Consider the following 25,674-nt stretch of genomic DNA (forward strand, 5'->3'; position numbering starts at 1 on the left):
GAAAGCCCACGGCCGCCATCGCGATCAGGCCGATCATCAGCGGGAACGCGACGAAGTCCCAGCGGTTCGGCAGCACGCGCCACGCCGAGGCGTTGGCCGTGCGGTTCAGGTTGAAGCTGAACTCCATCTAGACGCCCTCCGCGCCGGGTTTCAGGAAAGCGGACGACGAGGCGTCCGTGCCGCCGGACAGGTGTGGGACTTGCTGCGGAGATGGCGGATCGACAAGGGCAAGACGCATGGACACAGTTTTCGTTGGCGTTGATGACACGGCGACGATGCCGCGGTGGTACGCACCGCCCGCGCCGTCAATGCAACTGACGGCCGACGGCTCGCGACTGGGCTTGCCTCGACTGAAACGGCACGACACTACTACAACCTTCATGACACTCACAACCGCGCGCCCCACACTGCGAAAGCCAGCCCCACGGGCTTTCGCGGCGCTTTCGCAGGCCTTCTGGCGAGCTTCCAGAGCGCGCCGCACACGGCTTCTGGGGGACATCGTGATGACGCATCGATGACGTCTTGATGACACAACAATCGCCCTGCTGGCTGCCCCCTGCCTCATCAGAGCCGCCAACGCCAGTGGGCGTCGCTTGCGCGCCACACGCTTGCTCACGCGCGAACCCCGTGCGCGAAGCCACACTGACCACGCTGGCGCTCCCTCCACCCCCGCTCACTGCCGCGTATCGCCGTGCTGACGGCATGCTGCTTGCATGTTAGCGATCCGCCAACGCGCCGCCGCCCCTCGCGCGCAGCCTCGCAAAGCCGCGCCGCCGCTTCGAGAGCGGGTTCGCGAGCCGCTTTCGAGGGGTAAAATCGACACGCTCTGTCAGTGGCGCTCCAAAGCCCACGGGCGCCGACAACCACGCCTCAATACCACTCACGAACCAGAAGGCCGATGAACAGGAGACTCTTGCGTCAGGCAGCCGGACCCCTCGGGGTCGTGGTGGTCGCGCTCGTCTGCTGGGCGGCGGCCGACTGGCTCGCGGACCGCATGGTCCGCCAGGAGTTCGCGGCGGCGCTCACCGCGCAGCGCACGATGATGCGCTCGGTCGTGGACAACATGGCCGAAGTGATCGCAAGCGACCTCGCCATGTCTCGCGCCATTCCGGCGACGATGGCCGAAACCCGCGTCGTCCAGCAGGCGCTCACCGGGGCCGCGCATTATGCCGCGTCGAGCGAGTCGACGGAACTGGCGCGGCGCAAGGAACTGCAAAGCGTGCCGGCGCTCGCCGGCGTCGACCGCTTCCTCCACGACGCCCAGGGCTTCTCCGGGCTCGATGCGATCTGGCTCGTCAACGCCAACGGCATCTGCATCGCGTCGAGCAATGCGCTCGAAAAAATCTCCTATGTCGGCGTGGACATGCGCCCGCGAGCGTATCTGAACGACACGCTGCTCGGGGCATTCTCCGAGGCCTACGGCGTGGGGACGGCCAGCGGCGAGCCCGGCATCTTCGTCGCCGCGCCCGCTTATGACGACGGGCTGCTGGTCGGCGCCGTGGTCGCAAAGGTGAGCATCGCGCGGCTGCGCCACTGGGTGACCCACCCGGGCACGTTCGTCGCGGACAGCAACGGCGTCATCATCATGGCCCATGACAGCGCGCTCGAAGGACGCGCACTGCCGGGCTCGCACGTCGCGGAAATGAACGCGGTGGACCGCGTGAACACCTATTTGCGCGAGCTTTTCGCGCCGCTCGAGCTGCGCTCGGCTTCGAAAGCCGCGTTGGGAATGGCGCCGTGGATCCCGAGCGCCGACGCAGCGCAAATGATCGAATTGCCGGGCCAGCGCTCGCCTGCCCTTTACGAGCAGCGCGGCGGCCTGAACTCCGGACTCTCGGCGCACCTCGTGGATCCGGTCAACTCGTGGTCCGAACTGATCGCGAACCACCAGCGCGACCGGCTTCTCATTTTCCTCACGCTCGCGGGCACGGCGGCGCTCGCCGCGGTGATCTCGGTCTCATGGGTGCGCGAGCGGCGTCTGCACCACGCGAGCCGCGATCTCGCCGGGCAACTGCAGGCCGCGAACGCCCTGCTCGCCGCCGAGGCGCGCCACGACGCCCTGACCGGCGCGCTCTCGCGGCGCTACTTCCTCGACCTGCTGCGCCGCGAGATCGACACGGCCTATGCGGAGAGTCAGCCACTGTGCATGGCGATCGCCGACCTCGACTACTTCAAGCAGATCAACGACCGCTTCGGCCATCCGGCAGGTGACCGCGCACTCCAGCATTTCGTGGAAACCTGCCGTGCCGAACTGCGCGCCGACGACGCCGTCGGCCGTCTGGGCGGCGAGGAGTTCGGCATCCTGCTGCCCGCGACCTCGCTCGCCGCGGGCCTCGCCGTGCTCGACCGCCTGCGCCAGCAGGTCGGCAAGCGCATTTGCGCGGAACTGCCCGAGGAAGCGAGCGTGAGCGTGAGCATCGGCGTGACCGAGCTTGCCGCCGCGCAGGATCAGCCCGAGCGTCTGATGAGCCGCGCCGACCTCGCGCTCTACATGGCGAAGGCGGCCGGGCGCGACCGATGCGAGGCCATGACGGCCGAGGGCGTCGTGCCGCCGCGCGCCGCGGCGCCGACATGGTGAGTGCGCAACGAGCTGACGCAACACATCAACCGGGTGATGTCCGTACCGGGCTGCGGGACTCGCCCGGCTCAACCGGCGAGGCGCGGTATGATGGGATGAACGGTGCGTGCCAGTCCAAGCGGCGCGCATGAGTCAAACCGCGCCACTTCGGTGTTCCGCATAAATCTGGAGGCATGCATGAAGGGAAATCTGGTCATTGTCTGCCGCGATCAGGATGCGCTCGCGTTCGACCAGTTGATGGTCGAGTACGGCGCGTTTCAGACGCGCCTGTCATCGACCGCGTGGTACCTGAAACTCGACGCCACGCCCGAGTTGATTCAGGAAGAGATTCTTGCCCGCCTCGGCAAGTACACCACGCACTACATCTTCGAGGCCGACACGGTGACCTATAACACGGTCGATAACGACGCCGCCGCCGCGCTCGACACGCTGTTCACGGCCTGAGCGGCTGCGTCCAATCTCACTTGGCGTCCCTGGCGTCGCTGAGGCGGCGCCTTCGGCCGGAAGGCCGGGCAAAGCCAGGTCACCCCAGGCACACCTGTCCGGCCATGCCCCACCTGAACGGTGCGGGCTCCCGCAAGCCATTCAAACGCGAATCACCAGATCTGCGCCGCTTCGGTCACGGTGCGCTCCACCACGTCGAACGCAAACGTCATGCGCACCGCGAGCCCGCCGCTCTCGCCGTTGCCGATCGAGAGCTCGCCGCCTGCACGGCGCACGAGGCGCTCGACGATCGCGAGACCGAGGCCGCTGTGGCCGTTGCCGCCGCGCGCGGGGTCGAGGCGCACGAACGGCCGGCTCGCCTGCGTGAGATCCTGGTCGGGAATGCCCTTGCCGTGGTCGCGCACGGTGAGCGTGAAACCCGTTGCGCCGCGCTCGCTCTCAATCACGACAGGCGGTGCGCCATACGCATGCGCGTTGTCGAGCAGGTTCGAGACCACGCGCTCGAGCGTGGCCGCGGGCAGGCGAAAATCCGGGCCCGCGCGCAGGCGCGTTTCGATCGCAATCGGCTCGCCATTCGCGGTGCGGTGGTTGCGCGCAATGCGCTCGCACTGATCGTCGACCTCGACGGGCTCGCTGCGATCGGCGCCGTCGTGCGCGAACACGAGGAACTGGTCGACGATGTGAGCCATCGACTCCACGTCGCGCACCACGCCGTCGCGCACCCGTTGTTCATCCATCATTTCGGCGCGCAGGCGCAGCCGCGCCAGCGGCGTCTTGAGATCGTGCGCCACGCCCGCCAGCATGACGGCGCGGTCTTTCTCGGTGCGCTCCACTTCCTTGACCATCTGGTTAAAGCCGAGCGTGAGCTGGCGCAGCTCGCGCGGCCCGCGCTCGGGCACGGGCGGTACCGGCTCGCCGCGGCCAAAGCGGCCCACCGCCTGAGCGAGGGCGCGCAAGGGCTGTTGCAGCATCCAGGCGGCTACGAGCGCAGCGATCACCGCCGCCGTAAAAATGATGACGAACCAGGGGATGAGCTTGTCGAGTGGCCGCATGATATGCAGCGGCTGGCCGGGCAGCACGATCCAGCGCGCGTCCTGCGGCCCGCGCACCCAGAGAGTGGGCGGCCGGCCGGGCGGCCCGGCGCGCACGTCGGTGCCAGGCGGCATGCGCTCGCGCATGTCGTCGATGAAATGGCGTAGCGGCTCGGGCATCTTGCCGTCTGCCACCGGCACTTCGGGGCTCGCCGGATCGACCAGTTGCACGCGCGAAGGCAACGGCCGGTCAGGCTCGGCGGCCACGTGCTGGCGCACCGCTTCAACGAGGAAAGTCGCTTCCTCGACGGCGTAGCGCGTCTGCATCTGGTTGTGCTCGAGGCGCATCAGCGCGAACCAGGCGACGTGCGAGATCAGGAGGACGCCGATGAAGAGGACCGCGAGGCGCCCGAACAGCGAATCAACCGGCCGGCGCATGGTTGCCCTGCTCTCCGTCTGGCACGAACACGTAGCCGCGCCCGCGCACGGTCTGGATGAAGCGCGGCGTGGACGGGTCGCTTTCGAGGATGCGCCGCAGACGCCACACCTGCACGTCGATGCCGCGGTCGGTGCCGTCGTACTCGGGACCGTGCAGCAATTCCAGCAGGCGCTCGCGCGTGAGCGTGCGCATGGGGTGATTCACGAAAATCTTCAGCAGCGCGAACTCGCTGCCCGACAGCATGATGGGCTTGCCTTCCTGCTGGAGCGTGCGCGACTGGAAATCGAGCGTGAAGCGGCCGAACGCGTACGGCTCGCGCTGCTCGGGCGCCGCCGCCGAAGGCAGCGTGCGGCGCCGGCGCAGCACCGCCTGCACGCGCGCAAGCAGCTCGCGCGGATTGAATGGCTTGCCGAGATAGTCGTCCGCGCCGAGTTCGAGGCCGACGATGCGGTCCACGTCGTCAGCGCGCGCCGTAAGCATGATGACCGGGATGTCGTCGCCGGACGCGCGCAGCTTGCGCAGCGCGGTCAGGCCGTCCACGCCCGGCATCATCAGGTCGAGCACGATCAGGTCGGGGCGCTCGCGCTCGAGCCGCCGCTCCAGCGAGCCGGCGTCGTGCAGCACCGAGACTTCCATGCCCTGGCGCGCCAGATAGTCGCGCAGGAGGTCGCGTAGTTCGAGGTCGTCGTCGACGACAAGGATTTGAGTAGCCATGGGATGAAGTGTAACGCGCGCGCAGGGGCCGTTTGCTTACAGGTCTTCCACCTGGGTTACGAGGTGTTACGGCGAAAGGCGTGTGTAATGTCACGTAATCTCGGCGGCTTGCCGCGTAACACGCGCTCCCTGCCCGGCCGATACGCTAGGGACACCGGTTGCGAGCGCCACCACTTTTCGAAAGCGCCGCGCCAGACCGGATAAAACCCTCATGGATTTGTCAGGAGCATCACCATGTACAAGACGACTTCGCGCCTTCTCGCCATCGCCGCTGCCTCGCTCGCGCTCACCGTGGGCGCCACCGCCGCCAACGCCCAGACCCCGCCGCCCCCGGGCGGTCCCGGCATGATGCACGGCGGCATGCATGGCGGCCCCGGCATGCACGGCGATTTCATGCTCGGCTTCAAGAAACTGCACGACAAGCTGAACCTGAACGCCGCGCAGGAAAAGCAGTGGCAGGCCGCGCTCGACACGATGAAACAGAACGGCCAGGCCATGCGCAAGAATCACGAGCAGATGAAGCAGCAGTTCGATTCGATGAAGAACCAGCCGATCCTCGACCTGAATGCCATGCACACGGCGCACGAGCAGGTCGAGCAGCAGAACCAGCAGCTGCGCGAACAAACCACGCAAGCGTGGCTCGCCTTCTACAACGGCCTGAACGACCAGCAGAAGACGACCGTGAGCACGGCGATCAAGGAGCGCTTCGCGAAGATGGAAGAGCGCCACGAAAAGATGCGTGAGCGCTGGGAGCAGCACAAGGGCGCAGCTTCGGCGCCGGCCGCGCAGCAGTAATCGGCCTGTTCACGCGCCGCCTTGCTGCGGCGCGCGACAAAGCGCCGCGGGATTCGCATCCCGCGGCGCTTTTTTCATGGCGCGGGCGGTTGCCTGCGCGTGGCGGTCAAACGTTCAGGCGCTCAGGCGAGATCGAACAGCAACACTTCGGCCGCTGCGCCGTTCGCGAGCGCGACACCCGCTTCGGCTTCGATCATCGCGGCATCGCCGGCTTCGAGGCGTTCGCCGTTCACGTCGAGCGCGCCGCGCGCCACGTGCAGATACACGCGCCGCCCGGCGGGCACCGCATAGTCGATGCGCTCCCCGCCGTCCACGAGCCCCGCGTAGATCGAGGCGTCCGACTGCACGGTCACCGAGCCGTCACGCCCGTCGGGCGAGGCGACGAGGCGCAGCCGTCCGCGCTTGTCGGCGTCCTCGAAACGCCTTTCCTCGTAGCCGGGCGCCCCGCCGCGCTCGCGCGGCAGCAGCCAGATCTGCAGCAGGTGCGCTTCCTCTTCCTTCGAGCCGTTGAATTCGCTGTGCATTACGCCCGTGCCGGCGCTCATGCGCTGCACGTCGCCGGGGCGGATGGTCGAGCCGTTGCCCATGCTGTCGCGGTGCGCGAGCGCGCCGGACAGCACGTAGGTCACGATCTCCATGTCGCGGTGGCCGTGCGCGCCAAAGCCCTGGCCGCCTGCGATACGGTCGTCGTTGAGCACCCGCAGCGCACCGTAGTGCATGTGCGATTCGTCGAAATAGTCGGCAAACGAAAAGCTGTGGTACGAGTCGAGCCAGCCGTGGTTGGCGTGGCCGCGTTCGTCGGCGCGTCGGATGGTCAGCATGGCAATCTCCGGTCAATCATGTCGATGTCAGAAGGTAAGGGCGGCGGCCCGCTTGCACAACCCGCAGCGGCGCACCGCATCGTTTCACCAGCGACATCAATGGGCTGCACTGCCGACATCGCCCTCTGTCAGACTGGCACGCACTCCGGCTTCGGGTAAAATACCGCGCTTTTCGGCCAGCGCGCGCCCAATGGCCCGGGGTCCACACCCCGGGGCGGCTACCCCGCCCCGCCAACGCGAGTTGCCACCGGGGCCGGAATGCATCGCGCTTTCCGACCCGCATTTTTGATCGCCTAGAATGGCGGCCAACGGCCACGAGCCGTAGCCGCCCCGCGCCGGCCGCGCGCCCTTTACCGCGCCGCGCCGCCCGTTTCAGCCGTGCATGGGACCGGAGTCAGTGGAAAACCACACACCCCGGCTCGACAGGAGAATGATGAAGACGTTTGCAGTGTGCGTGGCGCTCGCCCTGATCGCGGGCAGCGCCGCCGCCAAAGAGTGGAAAACGGTGCGCATCGGCGTGGACGCCAGCTATGCGCCGTTCGAGTCCAAAGCGCCGAACGGGCAGATCGTCGGCTTCGATGTCGACCTCACGAAAGCCCTGTGCGCACGCATGGACGTGAAGTGCGTCTGGGTCGAGAACGACCTCGACGGCATCATCCCGGCGCTCAAGGCCCGCAAGTTCGACGCGATCGTGTCCTCGCTGACCATCACGCCGCAGCGCGCCCAGCAAATCGACTACTCCGCGAAGATGTTCGATGCGCCCGCACGCATGCTCGCGCGCACCGGTTCGCCGCTTCTGCCCACGCCTGCTTCGCTCAAGGGCAAGAACGTGGGCGTCGAGCAGGGCTCGACCCAGGAAGCGTATGCGAAGGCGCACTGGGCGACGCAAGGCGTGAACGTGATCTCGTACCAGAATCAGGATCAGGTCTACCAGGATCTGATCGCCGGGCGCCTCGACGCCACGCTGCAAGACGAAGTCCAGGCGGACTTCGGTTTCCTGAAGACGCCGCGCGGCAAGGGCTTCGCGTGGGCGGGCCCGGAGGTGGAAGATCCGGCGACGATCGGCGACGGCACCGCAATCGGCCTGCGCAAGGCCGACGCCGACCTGAAGGCGAAGTTCAACACGGCGCTGGCCGCGATTCATGCCGACGGAACGTTCGACAAAATCGCGAAGCAGTACTTCGACTTCGATATCTACAAAGGCAAGTGAACGGGAAAGCACACGCAGGTAAATAAACAACGAGACATTACCGCTCGCGCCGCGCGCCACGACACATGAAAGCCCTGATGGATCGCCACCGGGCTTCGTATACAGTCACAGGCGCGCTCACGAGCGCAATCGCATCGGCCGCGCGCGAAAGCAGCACCCGCACAACAAACGCGCGGCCATGAACGGATTTGAACCGCGGCAGACAAGCGCCGCGCCTTTCGCGGTGTGAGAAGCGCACCGTCAAGGACTCGCCCATGTTTCTTCAAGGCTACGGCCCGCTGATCCTCGCCGGCACCTGGCAGACCGTCAAGCTCGCCGTGCTGTCGCTCGCGCTCTCGTTCGTGCTCGGACTGATCGGCGCGGCGGCCAAGCTCTCCAAAAACCGCGTCGCGCACGGCGCGGGCACGCTCTATACCACGCTCATTCGCGGCGTGCCCGATCTCGTGCTCATGCTGCTGCTCTTCTACAGCATCCAGATCTGGCTGAACAACCTCACCGACATGCTCGGCTGGGATCAGATCGACATCAACCCGTTCCTCGCGGGCGTGGTCGTGCTCGGCTTCATCTACGGCGCGTATTTCACCGAGACCTTCCGCGGCGCGTTTCTCGCCGTGCCGCGCGGCCAGCTCGAAGCGGGCCACGCCTACGGCATGACGGGCTGGCAGGTGTTCACGCGCATCATGTTCCCGCAGATGATGCGCTTCGCCCTGCCCGGCATCGGCAACAACTGGCAGGTGCTCGTGAAGTCCACGGCGCTCGTCTCGATCATCGGCCTCGCCGATGTCGTGAAGGCGAGCCAGGACGCCGGCAAAGGCACGCTGCGGTTCTTTTTCTTCACGCTGCTCGCCGGCGCGATCTATCTCGTCATCACCACGGTCTCCAACTTCGTGCTGATGTATCTCGACAAGCGCTACTCCACCGGTGTGCGCAAGGCGGATCTCTGAATCGCGCGAGGCCAAGACCATGCAAGACTTCGTCCAACTGATCCAGCAATACTGGCGCAACTACCTCTACTCCGACGGCTACCACTTCAGCGGCGTCGCCATCACGCTGTGGCTGCTCGTCATCTCGATCGGGCTCGGCTTCTGCCTCTCCGTGCCGCTCGCCGTGGCGCGCGTGTCGAAGAAGAAGTGGCTCGCCGGGCTCGTGTGGCTCTACACGTACATCTTCCGCGGCACGCCGCTCTACGTGCAGTTGCTGCTGTGCTACACGGGCCTTTACAGCCTCGAGATCGTGCGCAACCACGAACTCACGAGCGCGTTCTTCCGTAGCGGCATGAACTGCACGCTGCTCGCGTTCACGCTCAACACCTGTGCGTACACCACCGAAATCTTCGCGGGCGCGATCAAGGCAACGCCCTACGGCGAGATCGAAGCCGCGCGCGCGTACGGCATGTCGCAGTTCACGCTGTACCGCCGCGTGATCCTGCCTTCGGCGCTGCGCCGCGCACTGCCCTACTACAGCAACGAAGTCATTCTGATGCTGCACGCGACAACCGTGGCCTTCACGGCCACCGTGCCGGACATCCTGAAGATCGCGCGCGACGTGAACTCCGCGACGTACCAGTCGTTCGGCGCGTTCGGCATCGCCGCCCTGCTGTACCTGATCATTTCTTTCACGCTCGTGTGGCTGTTCCGCCGCGCCGAGCGCCGCTGGCTCGCATACCTGCGACCGCAAGGCAAGTGAGCCCGCTAGAGGTCAATAGATGAATTCCCAGAAGCAGAAGCTGTTCGTCGACTCCATCCACAAGAAGTACGGCGACAACGAAGTCTTGAAGGGCGTGTCCCTGCAAGCCAATGCAGGCGACGTGATCAGCGTGATCGGCTCGTCCGGATCGGGCAAGAGCACGATGCTGCGCTGCATTAACTTCCTCGAGCAGCCCAACGCCGGGCGCATCGTGGTGGACGGCGAGGAAGTCGCGACGCGCGCCGACAAGCGCACGGGCGCGCTGCATCCTGCGGACGCGAAGCAGCTCCAGCGCGTGCGCACCAAGCTCGCGATGGTGTTTCAGCACTTCAACCTGTGGTCGCACATGTCGGTGCTCGAGAACGTGATCGAAGCGCCGGTGCACGTGCTGGGCCTGCCGCGCAAGGAAGCGGAAGAGCGCGCGCGCACCTATCTGGAGAAGGTCGGTCTCGCGCCGCGCGTGGAGAAGCAATATCCCTCGCACCTCTCGGGCGGCCAGCAGCAGCGCGTGGCGATTGCCCGCGCGCTCGCCATGCATCCCGACGTCATGCTGTTCGACGAACCGACCTCGGCGCTCGACCCCGAACTCGTGGGCGAAGTGCTCAAGGTCATGCAGAAGCTCGCAGAGGAAGGCCGCACGATGATTGTGGTCACACACGAAATGGGTTTCGCGCGCAACGTTTCGAACCACGTCATGTTCCTGCACCAGGGACGCGTGGAAGAGGAAGGCCAGCCTGCGGAAGTCTTCGCCAATCCAAAGAGCGAGCGTCTGCGCCAGTTCCTTTCAGGCAGCCTCAAGTAAGACGACCCCAAGGGTCGCCGCCTTTCGGCGATGTAGTAAAAGTAGTTTTACAAGGCGCTTACAGCGCCTTTTCTTTTTTCCTCTTTTGCCCTCGAAAAGCCGTCCGTTTACGATCAAAAACCGCGTTTTTCGCATTACTCCTTGTGAAATCGCTCGTCAATAGTGGCAATCCTGAACTTAGCCATTCAATAGACGTGAGTCCCTTATTCCGTAAGGCTTTCGACCTATTTGTAGTACCTCTCTGACCACCATCCAGGAAGACCATATTGCAATTTGACGACATCCCGGGGTGCGAGCACGAATTAGTTCGCCAGCGCGGACCTTTTTTGCTAAATTAGTAACCAAAGTAGCAAAACAAAGTTCATTAAAAGTAGTTTCACTTCAAAAAGAACGGGAGATGCCAGTCAACCAGGGGACCTGCAAGACGACCCAGCCCGGGTCATGCAGCGGCACCAGCCCGTACGCCGGTCCTCAGGGTAATTCTCCCTCACGCGACGATTTCTGTTCGCGGCGCCGCCAAGCGCACGGACGTCTTTCGCAGTACTAAGGTTGACTCTTTGACAGGGTATGGAGGAGAAGATGAAGAAAGCTTTGCTCGCCGCAGCACTGATGTCGGCTGGCGTGATCGCGCATGCACAAAGCAGCGTCACGCTCTACGGCCGCCTCGACATGGGTGTGGCGTATATGAATGGCATTGGTGCCGGCAGCGGCGCGAATGGCCAAGCCACCCACGGCTCCAGCCAGGTTCAGCTCGAAAGCGGCTACTGGGGCACCAGCCTCTGGGGCATGAAGGGCGTTGAAGACATCGGTGGCGGCAACAAGGTTCTGTTCCACCTGGAAGGCAGCTTCAGCACCGCCAACGGCTCGCTCGGCTCGGCCGGCTCGCTCTGGAATCGCTGGGCAACTATCGGTGTCGCCAACGACCAGTTCGGTACGCTGCTCGCCGGCCGCATGCTGTTCATCTCGAACGGCATTTGGGACTTCGACCCGTTCGGTCAGTCGAACTGGTCGTCGGCTTCGATGGTCCGTGGCCGCAACTGGCCGCAATCGAGCAACAACATTTCGTACCAGTCGCCGAACTGGATGGGCTTCGACGTGTACGGCCAGTACGCGTTCTCGAACGCGACGAACTGGAACGGCAACAACACGACGCCGTCAGGTCGCGAGGCTGGCCTGCAACTGACGTACACGAGCTCGCTGTTCCAGATCCGCGGTCTGTATGACGAAATCCGCAATCCGAACAACGGTCAACTGGGCGGCCTCTACAACGCGCTCGACGGCAGCACGAAAACGCCGCTCGCGACCTCGCAAGGCAACGGCAACGGCGTGTTCGCGTACTCGCGCGACTACATGGCCATGTTCAACGTGTTCCTCGGCGCATTCAAGATTCAGGGCGGCTACGAAGCCATCCGTTCGTCGGGCATGAACCCGGGCATTGTTGGCCAGCCGACCACGCTCGACCACGAGTGGGGCGGTGTGACGTGGCAAATGACGCCGGCTGCAGCCCTGATCGCAGCGGTCTACCACGTCAATGCGAACAACGGCGGCGGCAACGCCACGCTGTACACGATTGGTGGTTCGTACAACCTGTCCAAGCGCACGCTGCTCGACATCCAGGCAGGCACGGTGCAGAACAGCAAGGCGGCCAACTTCGGTCTGAACGCCAACAACTTCGGTACGGCGGCAAGCACTGGCAACCCGGTTCCGGGCCACAGCCAGGTTGGTGTGTACGCAGGTATCCAGCACTCGTTCTAATTTGAAGCGAGTGTAGAAAGAACAGCTACATCGACGTTTTCACGCTGCTGCGAGAGGCGCGTATCGGTGCGATGTCCGAAAGGGTATCGCACCGTTTTTTATGCTGGGGACGGGCCGCGCAAGCGGCGCCGTCCCCTTTTCTATTGGTGCATCAGGTGCTTCGTGCGCTTCGGGGACCGGCGATGCGAAGGTCGCAGCCTCAAACCGCCGCTTCGTTCTCTTCGCCCGTGCGGATGCGGATCACGCGCTCCACGTCGGTCACGAAGATCTTGCCGTCGCCGATCTTGCCGGTGCGCGCCGCGCCGATGATCGCGTCGATCACCTGGTCGGCCTGAGCGTTCGCGACCACCACTTCGATCTTCACCTTCGGCAGGAAGTCGACCACGTATTCTGCGCCGCGGTACAGCTCCGTATGGCCCTTCTGGCGGCCGAAACCCTTGACCTCGGTGACGGTCAGGCCCGTGAGGCCCACTTCGGCGAGCGCTTCGCGCACTTCGTCGAGCTTGAACGGTTTGATCACGGCAGTAATGCGTTTCATGGCGAACCTCGTCTCGTTATCGGATTTGTCGGAAATTTCGGAACATATCGGGATTCTACGCTGTGCGGCCGGGGCTCACGCCGAGGGCTTGCCCGCAGGCGCCGCGCTCGCTTCATCGGGTACGCGCTCCAGATCGGCGAGCCACACCACCGACTCCGAATCGCTCGGCGCGCGCCAGTCGCCGCGCGGCGAGAGCGAGCCGCCCGAGCCGACCTTCGGCGCGTTCGGAATGCAGGTGCGTTTGAACTGGCTCTGGCGGAAGAAGCGGTCGAGGAAAATACGCAGATTGCGCTTGATCGCTGCGAGATCGTACTGATTGCGCGCGACCTTCGCGTTCTCGGGCCACGCGCCCGCTTCGCGATCGCCCCACGCGTGGCGCGCAAGAAACGCGACCTTCGAAGGCGCGAAGCCAAAGCGCAGCGTGTAGTAGAGGTTGAAATCCTGCAGCTCGTACGGCCCAATCGTGCTCTCGGTTTTCTGCTCGGGCGCGCCATCGGTCTTGCCGGGAATCAGCTCCGGGCTGATGTCGGTCGCGAGAATCGCTTCGAGCACGTCGCGGCCGCTCTCCCCGTTCTGGCCGATCTGGCCGGTTTCGGCCACCCAGCGCACGAGGTGCGTGATGAGCGTTTTCGGCACGCTGGCGTTCACGTTGTAGTGCGACATGTGATCGCCCACACCATACGTGCACCAGCCGAGCGCTAGCTCCGAGAGATCGCCCGTGCCGATCACGATGGCATGATTGAAGTTGGCGAGGCGGAACAGGTGGTTCGTGCGCTCGCCGGCCTGCACGTTCTCGAAGGTGATGTCGTAGGTTTCCTTGCCTTCCGAGTACGGATGGCCGAGGTCTTCGAGCATCTGCATGCAGCTTTGGCGAATGTCGATTTCGCGCGCAGTGCAGCCCACGAGCGCCATCAGTTCGCGCGCCTGGCGCAACGTGCGCTCGCTCGTGGCGAAACCCGGCATGGTGTACGCGAGGATGTTCGCGCGCGGCAGCTTCAGGCGATCCATCGCCTTCGCGCACACGAGCAGCGCATGCGTGGAGTCGAGCCCGCCCGACACGCCGATCACCACCTTCTTGATGCCCGCCTGCGAAAGCCGCTGCACGAGCGCCTGCACCTGGATGTTGTAGACCTCGTTGCAGCGCTCGTCGCGGCGCTTCGGATCGGCCGGCACGTAAGGGAAGCGTTCCACGCGGCGCGACAGCGCGAGCGTTTCGCGCTGCCACGCGCCCTCGCCCGCCAGCTCGCACGCGATCACGCGAAACTTCCCGGCTTCATCGGCGTGGCGGCGGATCGAATCGCCGAACGTGGTCTGGCGAATGCGCTCCTGCTGCAGCCGTGCGAGATCGACATCGGCGAAGATGAGGTGCGAGTCGTCGGAGAAGCGCTCCGATTGCGCGAGCAGCTCGCCGTTTTCGCACACGAGCGCGTGGCCGTCCCAGGCCATGTCGGTGGTCGACTCGCCCTTGCCCGCCGAGGTGTACAGATACGCGGCGAGACAACGCGCCGACTGCTGCGACACCAGCTGCTGCCGGTAACCCGCCTTGCCGACCACGACGTTCGACGCCGAGAGATTCACGAGCACCGAAGCACCCGCGAGCGCCGCGAACGACGACGGCGGAATCGGCACCCAGACGTCTTCGCAGATCTCCACGTGAAAGCGCAGGCCCGCGACCTGTGGCACCTCGAACAGCAGCGACGCGCCGAACGGCACGTCCGCGCCGGCGAGGCGTACGGTGTCGGTGCTCGCGACATCGGCGGGACTGAACTGGCGTGGCTCGTAGAATTCGCCGTAGTTCGGCAGGAAGCTCTTCGGTACGACGCCCGCCACGCGGCCGCCGGCTACCACCGCGGCGCAGTTGAAGAGCGAATGCCCCGCGCGCACCGGCAGCCCCACGATCATCACGAGCGGCAGCGTGGCCGACGCTTCCACGATCTGCGCGAGCGCGCGCTCGCACGCGTCGAGCAACGCTTGCTGATGGAACAGGTCGTCGCAGGTATACGCCGAAAGACCCAGCTCGGGGAACGCAACGAGCGCCGCGCCCTGCGCGGCGGCATCACGCGCGAGCGCCAGCGTTTCGGTGGCGTTGAATGCGGGCTCGGCCACGCGGCAGCGGGGCACGCCCACGGCCACGCGCGCAAAGCCGTGCGTATAGAGATTGAAGAAGCGCTCTTTCATTTCGATAACCTTGAGGCGGGCGCGCTGCGCACGAAAGCGCGCGCTCTGACGTTCGGGCTGCTTGATGACGCTTGCTGCCGCATGATGCCGGTTGGCTGCCGCCGCACGAGGCGCGGGGGTCCTCACCCGCTCGCGACGTTTGCTTTACCATGACCGTTTGCCGCGGCAGGCGCTCTTGAAACACCCATGCCGCTTCCCACGCCAACGGGCACGCAAGTTGAAACAGGAACATTTCGATTATCGCACGGGCATCCTCGGCTCACTGTCCGAGGTCGACGCCGCCGAATGGAACGCGCTGCTCGCCTGCCAGGCGCAGCCCACGCCCTTTTTGCGCCACGAATTCCTCGCGGCGCTCGACGCCACGCGCTGCACCACGCCGAACGAGGGCTGGGCCGCGCAGTTCGTCACGCTCACCGATACGCGCACGGGGCGCCTCGCCGCCGCCGCGCCGGCGTATCTCAAAGGCCACTCGTACGGGGAGTACGTGTTCGACTGGGCCTGGGCCGACGCGTACAAGCGCAACGGCCTCGAGTACTACCCGAAGCTCCTGTGCGCCGTTCCGTTCACGCCGGTGCAGGGCACGCGCCTGATCGCCGCCGACGCCACCGCGCGCCGCCATCTGGCCGCGACGCTGCTCGCGTTCGCCGAGCAGGCAGATGTCTCGTCATTACACGTGCTCTTCCCGACCACGGAAGACGCCGAGGCGCTGACCGACCTCGGCATGATGCAGCGCGAAGGCGTGCAGTTTCACTGGCTCAACGACGGCTATCGCGACTTCGAGGACTTCCTCTCGACGCTCGAGCAGAAGAAGCGCAAGAACATCCGCGCGGAACGCCGCAAGGTGCACGACGCGGGCGTGACGATGCGACGTGTGCGCGGCGAGGACATCAGCGACGCCGAGTGGCGCTTTTTCAGCCGCTGCTATCGGCAGACTTACCGCGAGCATTTCTCTTCGCCGTATCTGAATTTCGACTTCTTCCGCATGATCGGCGAGACGATGCCGGAGAATCTGCTGCTCGTGATCGCGGAACGCGAAGGCAAGCCGATCGCGAGTTCGCTCGTGGTCTGGCAGCGCGGCGAGAACGGCCAGGGCGGCACGCTCTATGGCCGCTACTGGGGCGCGCTCGAACACGTGCCCTGCCTGCACTTCGAGACCGCGTATTATCAGCCGCTCGAATTCTGCATCGAGGAAAAGCTCGACGTGTTCGAAGGAGGCGCGCAAGGCGAACACAAGATGGCGCGCGGCTTCCTGCCCACCGCCACGCGCTCGGCGCACTGGCTCGCCCATCCCGCGTTCTCCGATGCCGTCGCGCGCTTTCTCGAAAGCGAGACGAACCACATTCACGCCTACATGCACGAGCTCAATGAGCGCAATCCCTTTCGTGCGTGAAGCACGCGCGCAGTGTGGCCTGAACCGACCTCGCCCATAACGATCATCGCTTCCAGAACTATGCCGTGGTTCCTCTACATGCTCGAATGCGCCGACGGCAGCGTCTACACGGGCATTGCCATCGACGTGGCCGCGCGCTTCGCCCAGCACGCGAGCGGCACGGGCGCGCGCTACACGCGCTCGCGCAAGCCGGTGCAGGTGCTCGCGCAATTCGAATTCGCCGACCGCGCGCGCGCATCGAGCGCCGAATACTGGGTCAAGCGCCTCACGCCGCGCGAAAAGCGCGCGCTCGCGGCCGGCGCACGCACGCTCGAATCGGTCCTGCCTCCGCCCCCCGCTCCGCCCCTCGATACGGCCCCGGAAACGGAAGCGTCAGAATGAGCAAACTGAGCAAACGCCCCGCCGCACGGGCGTTTGCTCTTTTCGTCGAACAACCCGCCTAAAGCCTAAAGGCGCTCTCAGCCTCCGCCGTTATTGCTCACAAGACGCCGGTCTTAGCCCCCGGCGTGCGCTCTCATTTCACCTCGCCAGCCACAAAGGGACACCGGTGAAGCATGAAGAGACCCCATAAAACGGAGACGAGCCGGCTTGCCCCCGGTTGGCACGGATTGCGGCGCACGACCGCGGTCCTGCTGCCACTATGGCTGCTCGCTGCCGTCATGGCGGTGATCGCCGCGGCGAGCCTCGCGATCATGGCGATCCTGCTGGCCTATGTGGCGGGGGAAAGCAGCTGGTCGAAGGGCCAGAAGGACGCGGTTCACGCGCTGGAGCGCTACGCGCGCACCGGCGACGAGGCCGACTACCGCACGTTCCTCGCCGGCATTGCCGTGCCGCTCGGCGACCGCGCGGCCAAGCTGGAGATGAACCGCGCACAGCCGGACGCCGCGGCGATCCGGCACGGCTTCGAGCTCGGCCGCATCGCGCCCGACGATATGGACGGCATGACCTGGGGTTACCGCACGCTCAAGAACACGCCTTGGATGCGACCGGCCGTGGCGTTCTGGGACATCGGCGATCACTTTATTCTGCGTCTCGCCGATACGGGCGAACGCCTGCACGCGCTCGTGCAGGCGGGTGGACTGCACGCGCCGGAGTCCGCCAACCTCGTGCGCGAATTGCGCGAAATCGACAGCCAGCTCGCGCCCATCGAAAGCGGCTTCTCCCGCTCGCTCGACGACGCGGCGCGCGCCACGCGCTCGCTCCTCACACTCGCACTCGCCGCCTCGGCGATCTTGCTGCTCGGCGTGTTCTCGCAATTCATCCGGCGCGCGCTCGCGCGCAGCGACCGCCTCGAAGCCGAGGTGCGCAAAAACGAGGAGCGCCTCACGCTAGGCTTCGAAGGCATCAACGCCGGACTCTGGGACTGGGAGGTCGGCAGCCGCCAGTGCTACTTCTCGAACTGGCTCTACGAGCAGCTCGGCTACGACGTCGGCACGCGCTTCGAAAGCGACACGGGACTCACCCAACTCGTCCACCCCGACGATCTCACGCTCGTGCGCCACGCGCTGCGTCAACACCTCGCGCGAGCCACGCCTTTCGACGTCGAATTCCGCCTGCGCACGCTCGCGGGCAGCTACTGCTGGTGCCGCGCGCGCGGCCAGGCGGTGCGCGACGCGCGCGGACGCGCCGTGCGCATGGTCGGCTGCCTCTTCGACATCTCCGAACTAAGGACCGCCGAAGCGAAGGCCTACACGGAACGCGAACTGGCCGAGGTCACGCTGGCCTCGATCGGCGAAGCCGTGATCCGAACCGACGAAAACGCGCGCGTGACCTACTGCAACGCCGTGGCCGAACGCATGCTCGGCCGCGCGGCCACCGATATGCTCGCGCAGCCGTTCGATGCGATCTGCGATCTGCGCAACGATGCGCACGAACCGCAGTGCTTCGATATCCTGATCAATTCTCAAGCAATGTGTGGCGCAGGTGGCGCGACGCTCCAGGTGATGCGCCCGAACGGCACGCGCCTCGCGGTCGATTACTCGGTGTCGAAACTGCGCGATGCGCAACGCCGCGTGATCGGCACCGTGATCGTGCTCTACGACGTGAGCGCGCTGCGCGAGCACGCCGAGCGCCTCGCCTACCAGGCGACGCACGACGAGCTCACCGATATCTACAACCGCCGCGAGTTCGAGCGGCGCCTCGCTGCGTTGCTCGAAGATGGAGGCAATGCACAGTCCGGCCATGCGGTCATGTTCCTCGACCTCGACCAGTTCAAGGTCGTGAACGACACCTGCGGCCACTCGACCGGCGACGAGTTGATCCGCCAGGTCTGCCGCGTCCTCAAGAGCGAGTTGCGCGGCGACGACATCATTGCTCGCCTGGGCGGCGACGAATTCGGCGTCGTGCTGCCGCACTGCTCGGCGGCGCACGCGTCGCTGCTCGCGGAGAACCTGCGTGCGGGCATCGCCGCGATCCGCTTCACGGGCGCCGGCCGGATCGTGCAGACGAGCGTGAGTATCGGCCTGGTCGGCGACGCGGCCGGTCTCGTTTCCGTGAAAGAGGTGATGAAGGCCGCGGACGTAGCGTGCTACATGGCGAAGAAAAAAGGCCGCAACCGCGTGCACCGTTTTCGCTACGACGACGAGGAACTCTCTCAAACGCACGCGCAGATGGCGTGGGTCTCCGACATCAAGGCCGCGCTCGAAAACGGCCAGTTCTGCCTGTTCGGCCAGAAGATTCTCTCGCTCGCGCCAGCATCGTCAGCCGACGACACGCACGTCGAACTGCTGCTGCGCATGCAGACCGCGTCGGGCGCGCTCGTGGAACCATCTGCCTTCATCGGCGCGGCGGAGCGCTTCGATCTCATGCCGGCCATCGACCGCTGGGTGATCGCCAGCGCCTTCGCGATGATCGCAGAAGGCACGCACGATTACGGCACCTGGTCGATCAATCTATCGGGCGCCTCGCTCGGCGACGAGCAGCTCGCCAACTATATCGAGGAGCAGCAGCGCATCTGGTCCATCCCGTTCGAGCGCGTGTGCTTCGAGATCACCGAAACCGCCGCTATCACGAACATGGACGACGCGATCAAGCTCATCGAGCGCCTGCGCGCGCAGGGCTGCCGCTTCGCGCTCGACGACTTCGGCGCGGGCATGTCGTCGTTCAACTATCTCAAGCACCTGCACGTCGATTATCTGAAGATCGACGGCAGCTTCATCCGCGGCATCATCGACAGTCCGCTGGATCAGGCCATCGTGCGATCGATCAACCAGGTCGCGCACGCTGCCGGCAAGCTGACGATCGCCGAGTGCGTGGAGGACGCCGCCATCGTGGACTGGATGATCGCGATGGGCGTGGACTATGCGCAGGGCTATGGCGTGGGCATGCCCGCGCGGCTCGGCATTCTGCGCGGGCCGCAGCTGCGCGATGTCGCCGAAATCGACTAATCGAGCGCCCATGAAAAAACCGCACGGCCCTGGCAGGCGCGTGCGGCTTTTTTCAATCAAGCCGTGAGGCGTGCGATTTACTTCTTGAAGTTCGCGACGCCGTCGGTGATTTCCTTGTGGGCGGCTTCGATGCCGACCCAGCCTTCGACCTTGACCCACTTGCCCTTTTCGAGCGCCTTGTAGTTCTCGAAGAAGTGCTTGATCTGGTCCATCAGGTACGCGGGCACGTCTTCCAGCGACTTGATGTTGGCCGTCATCGGGCAGACCTTGTCGTGCGGGACCGCGATCAGCTTCGCGTCGACGCCCGACTCGTCGGTCATCTGCAGCATGCCGAGCGCGCGCGAGCGCACAACCGAGCCAGCCAGCAGCGGGAACGGCGTGATCACGAGCACGTCGACCGGGTCGCCGTCGCCGGAAAGCGTCTGCGGAATGAAGCCATAGTTCACGGGATAGCGCATGCCCGTGCCGACGAAACGGTCGACGACGAGCAGGCCCAGGTCCTTGTCGGCTTCGTATTTCACCGGATCGCTTTGCGCGGGAATCTCGATGATCACGTTGAAGTCTTGCGGCAGATCCTTGCCGGCGGGGACATTTGCAAAGCTCATGAGCGCTCTCTGTTGAGAAGGGAAAACCGACGGCTCGCGCGTAAAACCGGCGCAGAACCGAACATTGGAGGATGGACGCCATTATAGCCAATCGGCCAGGGCGTCCGGCGGATCGGCCCAGGGGTTTCCCGCACGCAGATGAAGTGTCTGCTGAATTCCTGCGCGTGGCGCCCGCAATTGGCGCGATAATGAACCTGCCGGCGCGGCCCTCCATCGGGCGATCCAAGGCACGCTCGCGCGGCGTTTCCCGTTTTGCGTTTCCCCTCCCTCGTTTCACCCCCATTTACGAGGCGCATGCATGGAAGAAGCGAAGCACTTCATCGGCGGCGAGTGGCAATCGCCCGCCAGCGGCGAGACGCTCGCCGCGATCGATCCCTCCACCGGCCAGCCGTTCGCGCAGCTCGCGCGCGGCAATGCTGCCGACATCAACGACGCGGTGAGCGCCGCACGCAAGGCCTTCGAAGGCGCATGGGGCGCATTGAGCGCCACTGAGCGCGGGCGGCTGCTGTTCGCGCTTTCGGGCCTCGTCCTCCAGCACAAGGAAGAACTCGCGCAGCTCGAAGCGCGCGACACCGGCAAGCCGCTCAAGCAGGCGCGCGCCGACGCCGCCGCGCTCGCGCGCTATTTCGAGTTCTACGCCGGCGCCGCCGACAAGCTGCACGGCGAAACGCTGCCCTACCAGGCGGGCTACACGGTGCTCACGGTGCGCGAGCCGCACGGGGTGACGGGCCACATCGTGCCCTGGAATTACCCGATGCAAATCTTCGGCCGCAGCGTTGGCGCAGCGCTCGCCACCGGCAACGCGTGCGTGGTGAAGCCCGCCGAGGACGCCTGCGTGTCGCTCTTGCGCGTAGCCGAACTGGCGCGCGAAGCCGGCCTGCCCGCCGGTGCGCTCAACATCGTCACCGGGCTCGGGCATGAGGCGGGCGCGGCGCTCTCATCGCACCCAGGCATCGACCACATCTCGTTCACGGGCTCGCCGCAAACGGGCAAGCTCGTCGCGCAGATGGCCGCCGAGCACCACGTGCCCGTCACGCTCGAACTGGGCGGCAAGTCGCCGCAGATCGTTTTCGCCGATGCCGATCTCGACGCCGCGCTACCCGTGCTCGTGGCCGCGATCGTGCAGAACGCGGGGCAGACCTGCTCGGCGGGCAGCCGCGTGCTGATCGAGCGCAGTGCGTACGAGCCGCTCATCGACCGGCTCGCCGCGTCGTTCGGCAAGTTGCGAGTGGGTCCGGCCAGCGCCGATCTCGACTGCGGCCCGCTCATCAACGAGAAGCAGCGCCAGCGCGTGCGCGGCTTTCTCGACGAGGCGGCCGCAGACCGCATCGCCACGGCGGCAAGCGGCAGGCTCCAAGCCGATGCGCCCAGCGGCGGCTTCTACGAAGTCCCGACGCTCCTGCGCGACGTGCCGGCGCAAAGCCGCCTCGCGCAGGAAGAGGTGTTCGGGCCGGTGCTCGCGGCCATGCCGTTCGAGAGCGAGGAAGAAGCGCTCGCGCTCGCCAACGGCACGCTTTACGGGCTCGTCGCTGGCATCTGGACGCGCGACGGCGCGCGCCAGATGCGTCTCGCCCGGCGCGTGCGCGCGGGCCAGGTGTTCATCAACAACTACGGCGCAGGAGGCGGCGTCGAATTGCCGTTCGGCGGTACGCGGCATTCCGGGCATGGGCGCGAAAAAGGCTTCGAGGCGCTCTACGGCTTCACGGTGCTGAAGACCATTGCGATCCGGCACGGCTGAACGCGTCCGCAGTCAATCAAGCGACACACAAACGGAGACACCATGCGACTCAAAGGCAAGACGGCTGTCGTGACGGGCGCCGGCTCGGGCTTCGGCGAAGGGATTGCAAAAACCTATGCGCGCGAAGGCGCGAACGTCGTCATCAACGACTTGAACGGTGAAGCGGCCGAACGCGTAGCGAGCGAGATCGCGCTCGCGGGCGGCAAGGCTATCGCGGTGCAAGGCGACATCACGCGCGAAGCCGACTGGCACGCGCTGCGCGAAGCGGCCATCGAAGACTTCGGCAGCGTGCAGATCGTCGTCAACAATGCGGGCACCACGCATCGCAACAAGCCCGTGCTCGAAGTGAGCGAAGCGGAATTCGACCGCGTCTACGCCGTCAACGTGAAGGGGCTCTACTGGAGCGTGCGCGCGTTCGTGCCGCACTTTCGCGAGCGCGGCGGCGGCGCGTTCGTCAACATCGCATCGACCGCGGGCATCCGGCCCCGGCCTGGGCTCGTCTGGTACAACGGCAGCAAGGGCGCGATGATCGTGGCCAGCAAGGCGCTCGCCGCCGAGCTGGGCCCCGACCAGATTCGCGTGAACTGCGTGAATCCCGTGATCGGCGACACGGGTCTCACGGCGGAATTCATGGGCGTGCCCGACACGCCCGAGAACCGCCAGCGCTTCGTCGCGACCATTCCGCTCGGGCGCTTTTCTACGCCACAGGACGTGGCCAATGCGTGTCTCTACCTCGCCTCGGACGATGCGGCATTCATCACCGGCACCTGCATTGAAGTGGATGGCGGGCGTTGCGTGTAGCTGTTTCGGGCGTTCGATAAGTCATTGACTGATCGGTATTTTCCCCGACTTTTACGCGCTGCCGCGCTGCGGCGGCGCGTATAGAATGATCGTGCTTTCGCGTCGAATACCCGCCATCACGAGGCGGCAATACAACAAGCACGACCGATCTGACTTGGAGACACCATGGCCAGTCCAGCGAATCATCTGCCGCAAGCGGGAGCGGGCGCCCCGCCCTCCGCCTTCGAAGAAGCCACATATCGCAAAGTCGCGTGGCGCCTCATTCCGCTTCTCATGCTCTGCTATGTGGTCGCGTATCTGGACCGCGTGAACGTGGGCTTCGCCAAGCTGCAGATGAGCAGCGCGCTCAATCTCTCCGATGCGGTTTATGGCTTCGGCGCGGGCATTTTCTTCGTCGGCTACTTTCTGTTCGAAGTGCCAAGCAATATCATCCTGCATCGCGTGGGCGCGCGCGTGTGGATCGCGCGCATCATGGTCACGTGGGGCCTCGTCTCCATCCTGACGATGTTCGTCACCACGCCCACCATGTTCTACGTGATGCGCTTTCTGCTCGGCCTGTGCGAGGCGGGCTTCTTCCCCGGCATCATCCTTTACCTCACCTACTGGTATCCGGCGCACCGGCGCGGACGCATGACCACGTGGTTCATGACGGCCATCGCGCTTTCGGGCGTGATCGGCGGCCCGGTGTCGGGCTGGATCCTCAAGTCCTTCGACGGCGCAAACGGCTGGCAAGGCTGGCAGTGGCTCTTCCTGCTCGAAGGACTGCCTTCGGTAATCGTCGGCGTGCTGGTGTTCTTCGTGCTCGACGACCGCATCGGCAAAGCCAAGTGGCTCACCGAGGAAGAGCGCGCGCTGCTCGAACGCAACATCGCCGCGGAAGACGCCACGAAAGAAGACCCGCCGCTCATGACCGTGCTCACGAGCGCGCGCGTGCTCGTGATGAGCTTCACCTACTTCTCGTTCGTGATGGGCCTGTACGGCGTGAGCTTCTGGCTGCCCACCATCATCAAGGCGACGGGCGTGAAAGATGCGCTCACGATCGGCCTGCTTTCGGCCATTCCGTTCGCCGCGGCCGTTGTCGGCATGGTGCTGGTGGCGAAGAGCGCCGACCGAACGCGCGAGCGCCGCTGGCACATCGCCGTTCCCGCCGCCATTGGCGCGCTCGGCCTCGTGCTTTCGGTCACGTGGGCGCACGACACCACGCTCGCCATGACGGCGCTCACTATCGCGACCATGGGCATTCTCACCACGCTGCCGCTGTTCTGGAGCTTGCCCACGGCCTGGCTCGCGGGCACGGGTGCGGCGGCCGGCATCGCGCTCATCAATTCGATCGGCAATCTCGCGGGCTTCCTGAGCCCGTATGCGGTGGGCTGGCTCAAGCAGGCCACCTCGGCCAACGACTCGGGCATGTACATGCTCGCGGCGTTCATGATTCTGGGCGGCCTGCTCGCGCTTTCGGCGCCCGCGAAGCTCGTGAACCGCTAAACGTTCTTCGAGGTCCCCAAAAACAAACGGCCGCCTGTTTTGCAGGCGGCCGTTTTCGTTGGGACTTGAGCTTACTTAAACCACGTTCATCGAGAGCGCGCTTTCGCGGTAGTGCGAGGCCGCCTTCTCGCCGTCGCCAAGCTGCTCGTGCAAACGCGCGAGCGCACGATGCGAGCGGATCTTGAGCGGCTCGTTCTGCGTTGCGTCGGCGGACTTGATCGCCGCTTCGAGGAACGATTGCGCCTTGCCCCAAAGCTGCTGCTTCAGGCACAGGCGGCCCAGCGCGAACAGCAGGTCGCCGTCCTCGGGGCGCTCCTTGCGCCACGCCTCGGCCTTCTGGATGAGCGGCAACGCGTCGCTGCCCGCCGTGTCCGGATAGCGGCGCAAGAGGCGCGCGTCCCAGTTCTGCGCGAGCGCTTCCTCGACGATCTTGCGTGCGTCGGCCTGGCGATCGAGCGCGATCAGCAGTTCGGCGGCGCAGTCGGCGAGACGCGGCGAGTGACGCTCGACGTTCGAGAGCGACTGCCACAGTTCGAGCAGCGCATCGGCGTTGTGACGACGGTCGCGCAGCAGGTTTTCCGCCGCGAGCTGGCGCAGGCGCACGGCGACGGCCGGGTGCAGCGCCTCGCGCTTTTCGAGCGTCTTCACGAGCTTGAGCACTTCGCTCCAGTTCTTGAGCTGCTGCTGCGCGCGCAGCGCGATCTGCTGCGCGTGAATGCGACGGCCGCCCTGCGTGCGCATTTCGGTGAGCGCGGCAAGCGCACCATCGGCGTCGCGGCCGTCGGCGCGCATGTCGGCGGTCGCCATGAGGCGCGCTTCCTGCAGGTCGGGATCGTCGACCTGGGTGAGCCATTCGTCGCGACGCGCGTATTCATGCAGACGATGCGCGGCCGTCGCGGCGATGAGGCCCGCGGCGCTCGTGTTCTTGACGTCGGCGAGCGAATCGCGTGCGGCCTTCTCGGCGCGCGAGAAGCGGCCCGCGTAGAGATTGCCCACGGCGTCGCGCAGCGCGGAGTTCGCCTTCTCGGCGCGCATGCGTGCGCGGTAGGCGGCCACGCGGCGCGGCATCGTCACGATGTTGCGCGCGAAACGCAGGATCGCGTACAGCAGCAGGAAGGCCACCACGATGCCGACCACGAACAGGTTGAGCGAGACGTCCACGCGATACGGCGGATAGACGAGCAGCACCTGCCCGGTGTCGAAGCGCCCGACGGTCGCGAGTGCGACGGCAATCGCGAAAAGGAGCGCGAGCCAGAGGAGTCCACGGATCGCCATGTC

Annotated in this window: 21 protein-coding genes; 14 read left to right on the forward strand and 7 right to left on the reverse strand. The window is 65.6% G+C overall.

Features of this window, described 5'->3' with window-relative positions; translation table 11 throughout:
- Window positions 1–898: 898 nt before the first annotated feature.
- Window positions 899–2,578, forward strand: coding sequence for a diguanylate cyclase (locus tag VSR72_RS09050; protein WP_342952054.1), 1,680 nt, complete (start codon window positions 899–901; stop codon window positions 2,576–2,578).
- Window positions 2,579–2,755: 177 nt separating this feature from the next.
- The gene (locus VSR72_RS09055; RefSeq protein ID WP_233880697.1) at window positions 2,756–3,022 is read left to right on the forward strand and encodes a hypothetical protein; all 267 of its coding nucleotides are present in this window, start codon (window positions 2,756–2,758) and stop codon (window positions 3,020–3,022) included.
- A 152-nt stretch (window positions 3,023–3,174) separates the two neighbouring features.
- Here the strand turns inward: VSR72_RS09055 and VSR72_RS09060 are convergent, their stop codons facing one another.
- Together VSR72_RS09060 and VSR72_RS09065 are read right to left on the reverse strand one after the other, a co-directional pair.
- Window positions 3,175–4,491, reverse strand: a complete 1,317-nt coding sequence (locus tag VSR72_RS09060) for an ATP-binding protein (protein WP_342952055.1) — start codon at window positions 4,489–4,491, stop codon at window positions 3,175–3,177.
- Window positions 4,475–5,206 carry a response regulator gene (locus tag VSR72_RS09065; protein ID WP_342952056.1) on the reverse strand — a complete coding sequence of 244 codons (732 nt, stop codon included), beginning with the start codon at window positions 5,204–5,206 and terminating at the stop codon, window positions 4,475–4,477. The genes VSR72_RS09060 and VSR72_RS09065 overlap by 17 nt, the downstream gene beginning before the upstream one ends.
- Before the next feature lie 234 nt (window positions 5,207–5,440).
- Here VSR72_RS09065 and VSR72_RS09070 point away from each other — a divergent pair, with 234 nt between their 5' ends.
- Window positions 5,441–6,001: a periplasmic heavy metal sensor gene (locus tag VSR72_RS09070; protein ID WP_342952057.1), complete on the forward strand. Its 561-nt coding sequence runs from the start codon at window positions 5,441–5,443 to the stop codon at window positions 5,999–6,001.
- Window positions 6,002–6,123: 122 nt separating this feature from the next.
- Here VSR72_RS09070 and VSR72_RS09075 read toward each other — a convergent pair whose 3' ends face one another.
- A complete protein-coding gene (locus VSR72_RS09075) occupies window positions 6,124–6,822 on the reverse strand; it encodes a pirin family protein (protein WP_342952058.1) in 699 nt (232 codons plus the stop codon).
- A gap of 433 nt (window positions 6,823–7,255) precedes the next feature.
- Between VSR72_RS09075 and VSR72_RS09080 the strand changes: the two genes are divergently transcribed.
- The 5 genes from VSR72_RS09080 (at window position 7,256) to VSR72_RS09100 (ending at window position 12,275) form a co-directional block, all read left to right on the forward strand.
- Window positions 7,256–8,032: an ABC transporter substrate-binding protein gene (locus VSR72_RS09080; RefSeq protein ID WP_342952421.1), complete on the forward strand. Its 777-nt coding sequence runs from the start codon at window positions 7,256–7,258 to the stop codon at window positions 8,030–8,032.
- A 254-nt stretch (window positions 8,033–8,286) separates the two neighbouring features.
- Entirely contained in the window at window positions 8,287–8,976 is a 690-nt protein-coding gene (hisQ, locus tag VSR72_RS09085; protein ID WP_266230694.1) for a histidine ABC transporter permease HisQ, read from the forward strand.
- Window positions 8,977–8,995: 19 nt separating this feature from the next.
- Entirely contained in the window at window positions 8,996–9,718 is a 723-nt protein-coding gene (locus VSR72_RS09090; RefSeq protein ID WP_133181897.1) for an ABC transporter permease, read from the forward strand.
- A 19-nt stretch (window positions 9,719–9,737) separates the two neighbouring features.
- Window positions 9,738–10,520, forward strand: coding sequence for an ABC transporter ATP-binding protein (locus tag VSR72_RS09095; protein WP_342952059.1), 783 nt, complete (start codon window positions 9,738–9,740; stop codon window positions 10,518–10,520).
- A 579-nt stretch (window positions 10,521–11,099) separates the two neighbouring features.
- Window positions 11,100–12,275 carry a porin gene (locus VSR72_RS09100; protein ID WP_342952060.1) on the forward strand — a complete coding sequence of 392 codons (1,176 nt, stop codon included), beginning with the start codon at window positions 11,100–11,102 and terminating at the stop codon, window positions 12,273–12,275.
- A gap of 199 nt (window positions 12,276–12,474) precedes the next feature.
- Here the strand turns inward: VSR72_RS09100 and VSR72_RS09105 are convergent, their stop codons facing one another.
- Both VSR72_RS09105 and VSR72_RS09110 read right to left on the reverse strand, forming a co-directional pair.
- Window positions 12,475–12,813 carry a P-II family nitrogen regulator gene (locus VSR72_RS09105; RefSeq protein WP_028210523.1) on the reverse strand — a complete coding sequence of 113 codons (339 nt, stop codon included), beginning with the start codon at window positions 12,811–12,813 and terminating at the stop codon, window positions 12,475–12,477.
- 75 nt (window positions 12,814–12,888) lie between these two features.
- Window positions 12,889–14,991, reverse strand: a complete 2,103-nt coding sequence (locus VSR72_RS09110) for an NAD(+) synthase (protein ID WP_342952061.1) — start codon at window positions 14,989–14,991, stop codon at window positions 12,889–12,891.
- Window positions 14,992–15,208: 217 nt separating this feature from the next.
- Here VSR72_RS09110 and VSR72_RS09115 point away from each other — a divergent pair, with 217 nt between their 5' ends.
- The 3 genes from VSR72_RS09115 (at window position 15,209) to VSR72_RS09125 (ending at window position 19,767) form a co-directional block, all read left to right on the forward strand.
- Window positions 15,209–16,381 carry a GNAT family N-acetyltransferase gene (locus VSR72_RS09115; RefSeq protein ID WP_342952062.1) on the forward strand — a complete coding sequence of 391 codons (1,173 nt, stop codon included), beginning with the start codon at window positions 15,209–15,211 and terminating at the stop codon, window positions 16,379–16,381.
- 60 nt (window positions 16,382–16,441) lie between these two features.
- Complete coding sequence (locus tag VSR72_RS09120; RefSeq protein ID WP_342952063.1) at window positions 16,442–16,762, forward strand: GIY-YIG nuclease family protein; 321 nt, start codon at window positions 16,442–16,444, stop codon at window positions 16,760–16,762.
- Between the two features lie 173 nt (window positions 16,763–16,935).
- Window positions 16,936–19,767 carry an EAL domain-containing protein gene (locus VSR72_RS09125; protein WP_342952064.1) on the forward strand — a complete coding sequence of 944 codons (2,832 nt, stop codon included), beginning with the start codon at window positions 16,936–16,938 and terminating at the stop codon, window positions 19,765–19,767.
- A gap of 77 nt (window positions 19,768–19,844) precedes the next feature.
- On the opposite strand, the gene ppa is transcribed toward VSR72_RS09125, so the two are convergent.
- Window positions 19,845–20,372: an inorganic diphosphatase gene (gene ppa / locus VSR72_RS09130; RefSeq protein ID WP_035527363.1), complete on the reverse strand. Its 528-nt coding sequence runs from the start codon at window positions 20,370–20,372 to the stop codon at window positions 19,845–19,847.
- Between the two features lie 298 nt (window positions 20,373–20,670).
- Between ppa and VSR72_RS09135 the strand changes: the two genes are divergently transcribed.
- From VSR72_RS09135 to VSR72_RS09145, 3 genes are all read left to right on the forward strand, one after another.
- Window positions 20,671–22,110, forward strand: a complete 1,440-nt coding sequence (locus tag VSR72_RS09135; protein ID WP_342952065.1) for an aldehyde dehydrogenase family protein — start codon at window positions 20,671–20,673, stop codon at window positions 22,108–22,110.
- A 42-nt stretch (window positions 22,111–22,152) separates the two neighbouring features.
- Window positions 22,153–22,911, forward strand: coding sequence for an SDR family oxidoreductase (locus VSR72_RS09140; RefSeq protein WP_342952066.1), 759 nt, complete (start codon window positions 22,153–22,155; stop codon window positions 22,909–22,911).
- A 165-nt stretch (window positions 22,912–23,076) separates the two neighbouring features.
- Window positions 23,077–24,396, forward strand: a complete 1,320-nt coding sequence (locus VSR72_RS09145; protein WP_342952067.1) for an MFS transporter — start codon at window positions 23,077–23,079, stop codon at window positions 24,394–24,396.
- Window positions 24,397–24,471: 75 nt separating this feature from the next.
- Here the strand turns inward: VSR72_RS09145 and VSR72_RS09150 are convergent, their stop codons facing one another.
- Window positions 24,472–25,671 carry a heme biosynthesis protein HemY gene (locus VSR72_RS09150; protein ID WP_342952068.1) on the reverse strand — a complete coding sequence of 400 codons (1,200 nt, stop codon included), beginning with the start codon at window positions 25,669–25,671 and terminating at the stop codon, window positions 24,472–24,474.
- Between the last annotated feature and the right edge of the window lie 3 nt (window positions 25,672–25,674).

Origin of the sequence: Paraburkholderia sp. JHI869 (assembly GCF_038900775.1) — a bacterium.
GTDB lineage: Bacteria > Pseudomonadota > Gammaproteobacteria > Burkholderiales > Burkholderiaceae > Paraburkholderia.

What these genes read in the sequence shown, in the direction of transcription:
- VSR72_RS09050 (WP_342952054.1), top strand. Translation starts at nt 899, where the DNA reads ATGAACAGGAGACTCTTGCGTCAGGCAGCCGGACCCCTCGGGGTCGTG.
- VSR72_RS09055 (WP_233880697.1), top strand. Translation starts at nt 2,756, where the DNA reads ATGAAGGGAAATCTGGTCATTGTCTGCCGCGATCAGGATGCGCTCGCG.
- VSR72_RS09060 (WP_342952055.1), bottom strand. Translation starts at nt 4,491, where the DNA reads ATGCGCCGGCCGGTTGATTCGCTGTTCGGGCGCCTCGCGGTCCTCTTC.
- VSR72_RS09065 (WP_342952056.1), bottom strand. Translation starts at nt 5,206, where the DNA reads ATGGCTACTCAAATCCTTGTCGTCGACGACGACCTCGAACTACGCGAC.
- VSR72_RS09070 (WP_342952057.1), top strand. Translation starts at nt 5,441, where the DNA reads ATGTACAAGACGACTTCGCGCCTTCTCGCCATCGCCGCTGCCTCGCTC.
- VSR72_RS09075 (WP_342952058.1), bottom strand. Translation starts at nt 6,822, where the DNA reads ATGCTGACCATCCGACGCGCCGACGAACGCGGCCACGCCAACCACGGC.
- VSR72_RS09080 (WP_342952421.1), top strand. Translation starts at nt 7,256, where the DNA reads ATGAAGACGTTTGCAGTGTGCGTGGCGCTCGCCCTGATCGCGGGCAGC.
- hisQ (WP_266230694.1), top strand. Translation starts at nt 8,287, where the DNA reads ATGTTTCTTCAAGGCTACGGCCCGCTGATCCTCGCCGGCACCTGGCAG.
- VSR72_RS09090 (WP_133181897.1), top strand. Translation starts at nt 8,996, where the DNA reads ATGCAAGACTTCGTCCAACTGATCCAGCAATACTGGCGCAACTACCTC.
- VSR72_RS09095 (WP_342952059.1), top strand. Translation starts at nt 9,738, where the DNA reads ATGAATTCCCAGAAGCAGAAGCTGTTCGTCGACTCCATCCACAAGAAG.
- VSR72_RS09100 (WP_342952060.1), top strand. Translation starts at nt 11,100, where the DNA reads ATGAAGAAAGCTTTGCTCGCCGCAGCACTGATGTCGGCTGGCGTGATC.
- VSR72_RS09105 (WP_028210523.1), bottom strand. Translation starts at nt 12,813, where the DNA reads ATGAAACGCATTACTGCCGTGATCAAACCGTTCAAGCTCGACGAAGTG.
- VSR72_RS09110 (WP_342952061.1), bottom strand. Translation starts at nt 14,991, where the DNA reads ATGAAAGAGCGCTTCTTCAATCTCTATACGCACGGCTTTGCGCGCGTG.
- VSR72_RS09120 (WP_342952063.1), top strand. Translation starts at nt 16,442, where the DNA reads ATGCCGTGGTTCCTCTACATGCTCGAATGCGCCGACGGCAGCGTCTAC.
- VSR72_RS09125 (WP_342952064.1), top strand. Translation starts at nt 16,936, where the DNA reads ATGAAGAGACCCCATAAAACGGAGACGAGCCGGCTTGCCCCCGGTTGG.
- ppa (WP_035527363.1), bottom strand. Translation starts at nt 20,372, where the DNA reads ATGAGCTTTGCAAATGTCCCCGCCGGCAAGGATCTGCCGCAAGACTTC.
- VSR72_RS09135 (WP_342952065.1), top strand. Translation starts at nt 20,671, where the DNA reads ATGGAAGAAGCGAAGCACTTCATCGGCGGCGAGTGGCAATCGCCCGCC.
- VSR72_RS09140 (WP_342952066.1), top strand. Translation starts at nt 22,153, where the DNA reads ATGCGACTCAAAGGCAAGACGGCTGTCGTGACGGGCGCCGGCTCGGGC.
- VSR72_RS09145 (WP_342952067.1), top strand. Translation starts at nt 23,077, where the DNA reads ATGGCCAGTCCAGCGAATCATCTGCCGCAAGCGGGAGCGGGCGCCCCG.
- VSR72_RS09150 (WP_342952068.1), bottom strand. Translation starts at nt 25,671, where the DNA reads ATGGCGATCCGTGGACTCCTCTGGCTCGCGCTCCTTTTCGCGATTGCC.